At 39.7% G+C, this 3,795-nt stretch carries 6 protein-coding genes and 1 pseudogene; all 7 read left to right on the forward strand.

The annotated features are described in order from the left end of the window. The first annotated feature begins 268 nt into the window (after nucleotides 1-268). Nucleotides 269-550: a type II toxin-antitoxin system Phd/YefM family antitoxin gene (locus tag EYW48_RS20525; RefSeq protein WP_000086647.1), complete on the forward strand. Its 282-nt coding sequence runs from the start codon at nucleotides 269-271 to the stop codon at nucleotides 548-550. Further along, complete coding sequence (locus tag EYW48_RS20530) at nucleotides 547-834, forward strand: type II toxin-antitoxin system RelE/ParE family toxin (RefSeq protein WP_005445239.1); 288 nt, start codon at nucleotides 547-549, stop codon at nucleotides 832-834. Before EYW48_RS20525 ends, EYW48_RS20530 begins: the two co-directional genes overlap by 4 nt. A gap of 2 nt (nucleotides 835-836) precedes the next feature. Further along, nucleotides 837-954, forward strand: a pseudogene (locus EYW48_RS20535) (DUF3265 domain-containing protein). A 596-nt stretch (nucleotides 955-1,550) separates the two neighbouring features. Continuing rightward, nucleotides 1,551-1,964, forward strand: a complete 414-nt coding sequence (locus tag EYW48_RS20540; protein WP_192076219.1) for a GFA family protein — start codon at nucleotides 1,551-1,553, stop codon at nucleotides 1,962-1,964. Nucleotides 1,965-2,109: 145 nt separating this feature from the next. Next, complete coding sequence (locus tag EYW48_RS20545) at nucleotides 2,110-3,210, forward strand: Shedu anti-phage system protein SduA domain-containing protein (protein WP_277432977.1); 1,101 nt, start codon at nucleotides 2,110-2,112, stop codon at nucleotides 3,208-3,210. Nucleotides 3,211-3,369: 159 nt separating this feature from the next. Beyond that, nucleotides 3,370-3,504, forward strand: a complete 135-nt coding sequence (locus EYW48_RS20550; protein ID WP_277432978.1) for a hypothetical protein — start codon at nucleotides 3,370-3,372, stop codon at nucleotides 3,502-3,504. A 65-nt stretch (nucleotides 3,505-3,569) separates the two neighbouring features. Next, nucleotides 3,570-3,795, forward strand: a 226-nt coding sequence (locus EYW48_RS20555) for an IS66 family insertion sequence element accessory protein TnpB (protein WP_277432979.1), incomplete at its 3' end; no start/stop codon positions are given.

The raw sequence follows: 3,795 nt of genomic DNA on the forward strand, positions 1-3,795 counted from the left end.
CAATATTTTGATTGTTTTCTTAATCAAATGTAGTGTAACTTCTGGTTTATCTTATTGAATTTGCATAACAAAGCATTTAAGACGGATTCGCAACGCTTGGCGGTTTTAGTGTAAATTCAGTTTTTGCGTTTTAAGTGGTTTGTCGAAGCATTGGTGTTTAGCGTCGCTCACCACTTAATGCGGCGTTATAACACAGAATCAACTTCTTGCTCAAAAGGGTCAGTTGAACTATTATTTGTACGTTATTTTGTACTAACTGGAGTTCAATATGAGTCGTATTCATTTCGATCAAGATATTCAGCCTTTGTCTGAGTTTCGTGCCGGTGTAGCTTCATACATCAAACAAATCAATGAGACTCGTCGTCCATTGGTTATTACGCAACGTGGCAAAGGTGTTGCTGTTGTTCTCGATGTTGCTGAGTATGAAGCAATGCAAGAGAAAATCGAATTACTGGAAGAAATGCGAACAGCAGAAGCTCAGTTAGCTTCTGGTCTCGGTGTTTCCAATGATGATGCGCGTGCTCAAGTACTTGGGCGCATTAAAAAATGAAAGTAGTCTGGTCTCCATTAGCACTTCAGAAACTAGGTGATGCAGCGGAGTTTATTTCTTTAGATAATCCACCTGCAGCAGAGAGGTGGGTAAATGAAGTTTTTGATAAAACTGAACTACTTGGAAGTATGCCTGAAATGGGGCGGTTTGTTCCTGAAATGCCCCACACGAACTATCGCGAAATCATCTTTGGTCACTATCGTATTATCTACAGTTTAAGTCACGAAATCCGCGTACTAACAGTTCGTAATTGTCGTCAAATTTTATCGGAAGATGACGTGTAAAACTGTGTTATAACAAACTGTTTAAGAGTGATTCGCAACGCGTGGCATTTTTGCTATGCGTTGCGTTTAGTGTTTAAGGTGGTATGCGGAAGCTTCGGTATTGCGTTGCTCACACCTTAACAGGGCGTTATGTGTTTGATGAGTTTTTAAGGTCAAAGCTACGATTTCATTGATAATTCGTTTCGTGTTTTCGGCAAGTTGGCTTGGTCGAAATGGATTCTGAACAACCTGAGATTGATCGTTTTCAAGGTTCTTGGGTTGCCTCAATTAAGTTTTGGATCTGGCTTGTGTTGAGTTTCGTCAGTTTCAAATCGCTTTAATTGAAATGTCTTTTTGACTGATTTGCTTGCTGATATTCAGCTCTGAAAATCTGGTGAAGCAAAAGGTTTTGTTGTAGCTGAAAGGGCGCTTTCTTTGCTGTTGATTCTGTAAGTGGCTCTCTTTGGCTAAAATCGTTGTAAAATTTAGGGTTTGGTTAGCATCGTTTTTGCACGTAAGTTATTCAAATTTCTTCCTTTCTACGGTGATTTACTTTGAATTCACGGTAAAATTCACATAACAAGCAATTCAAGTGGATTCTCAACGCGTGGCAGTTTTACTATGCGTTAGGTAAAGTGTTTTACGGTGCAATGCGGCGGCTTGGTCAGTGCGTTGTTCACCACTTAATTGGGCGTTAGCTGTTAAAAAGTGTCTACCTATAAATTATTGGAGGATTTATGAAAGGTCATGCTAAATGTTTATGCGGCTCAGTCGCACTAGAAGTTGAATATGCTAGTAATGAGGTGGCGGCATGTCACTGTAGCATATGCCGCAATTGGGGCGGTGGTCCAATGCTAGCCATCGATTGTGCTGATTCAGTACAAATAGCAGGTGAAGAAAGTGTCACAAGATACTCATCCTCAGAGTGGGCAGACAGAGGGTTTTGCAATAAGTGTGGAACACATTTGTTTTATTACCTTAAGCCTGCAAATCAGTATCACCTGCCAGTTGGCTTGCTTCAAGGTGATGACAATTTTCAGTTTACTCATCAAATATTTGTTGATGAGAAGCCCGAATACTATGATTTCAAAAACGAAACTCAGAATATGACTGGTGCTGAAGTGTTTGCTCATTTTGAAGCTGAAGGGTAAACAGCTAACAAAGCATTTAAGACGGATTCGCAACGCTTGGCGGTTTTAGTGTAAATTCATTTTTTGCGTTTTAAGTGGTTTGTCGAGGCATTGGTGTTTAGCGTCGCTCACCACTTAATGCGGCGTTAAGTACTCGGAGGTATTTGTGAGTCGGTTAGATAAATGGAAAGAAGAACAAAGAGTTCTCACAATGTTAGTTGGTGAAAATGAAGAACTAGCAAAACAGATTCATTCTGTCCGTTGTAATGATGCAGACTCTCCGTCTTTAAGTGAGTTTGATATTATAAAATCGGCAAAAGAGCTTATATATTCAAATGTGAATGGTAAAAGAACAATTCATATCATTTCCTATGTGTTTGATTTGAAAAGAGGCGAAATTTCGTTAGGTCATGTCTTAGATTCAGAATTGAGCGAAGACTGTGAAGACGATTTTTTGAGTACTTTAGCAATAGCTGCATTAGAAGAAGTTCCTGTACATGCAAATACTCCAGAATGTGAAGATGAATTAGCTGATTTTCATAGAAAGATGATTGAAAGTGGTTTTGATGTGCAAGGAACTAAATATAGATTAACAGCTCGCCAAAGTGATGAGTTCAAGGATGCAAAGAAGCTAATTTCTAGTATCGATTCTTCGAAGTATTATTCACCTTCAGATATTTCGATCATCAGAAAAACAATTAAAGACGAACTTTCGAATTTAGAGCATGCAGACAGGTTGTTATTTAGTTTGCAACTAGCACTAGATGAACTACTCGCATTGTTGGGTACCGAAAAAAGAAATGAAAACGCGATACAATCACACTTATCACAAAACCCTATTCTGTTTGGCTTAGAGTATCGCAAGGTTATACCAAAGCATCGTCTTGGAGCTGAATATGAAACCGACTATGCTCTAGAAAAATATGATGGTACTTATGAAGTCGTAGAATTAGAATCATCGAATCTTCAAATCTATACAAAAGCAGGTAACCCATCATCCCACTTAGTTCATGCAGAACAACAAGTTTTGGACTGGCTAGATTGGATAGAAAAGAACAACCCCTATGCTAGAAATTCATTGAATGGGCTTTATTCTCCTTCTGGCTTTATCGTCATCGGAAGTCGTGAATCTTTGTCCGAAAGTGACTTGAGTCGTCTGCGTCGAAGGAACATATTCTTTTCTGGGAAAATTAAAATTATGACATATGAAGACCTGTATGACCGCGGGTTGGATATATTGATGCGCCTAAAAGGAGAGCGTACTTAACAAACAATTTAAGAGTGATTCAGCACGCTCGGCAATTTTGGTTTGGGTCAGGTTTCGTGTTTACGGTGTTCCAATTGAGTGTCGTGATTGCGTGCTTCACACCTTAATTGGGCGTTAGCCATCTAGTCTTGTTCGTTAGCATAAAAATAAGGATCATTTGTGAAAAGCTACAAAGAAGTTACGGAAATAATTAAAGGGGAAAGTGACAGAGGTGCAGTCTTGATTGCAGCTGCAATGGTAGAGCTTGAGCTTGAAAACTTGTTAAAGGCAAAATTAGTCGTAAGCGCGTCATAAACCCCACATTCTAATCATCCTCAGTCCGCCATAAGATCAAATCTCCAACTACAAGGAGATCTGAAATGGCAAAACGACGCACCAACCAAGAATGGCAAACCTTGTTCGAGCAATACCAATCCAGTCAACTATCCCAGCGTGTTTTCTGCGAGCGCCATAGTCTGAGTCTTTCGACCTTTTATGCAAAGCGTCAACAATTGCAGTGCTTTGGGCAATCTCAAACTGGTGGCTTTATCAAAGCTGAAGTCGTTGAAAAAACGACTCGCTACCAAGTGGCTCAAGCACCCGTCG

Origin of the sequence: Vibrio sp. 1180_3, from assembly GCF_029478545.1 — a bacterium.
GTDB lineage: Bacteria > Pseudomonadota > Gammaproteobacteria > Enterobacterales > Vibrionaceae > Vibrio > Vibrio aestuarianus.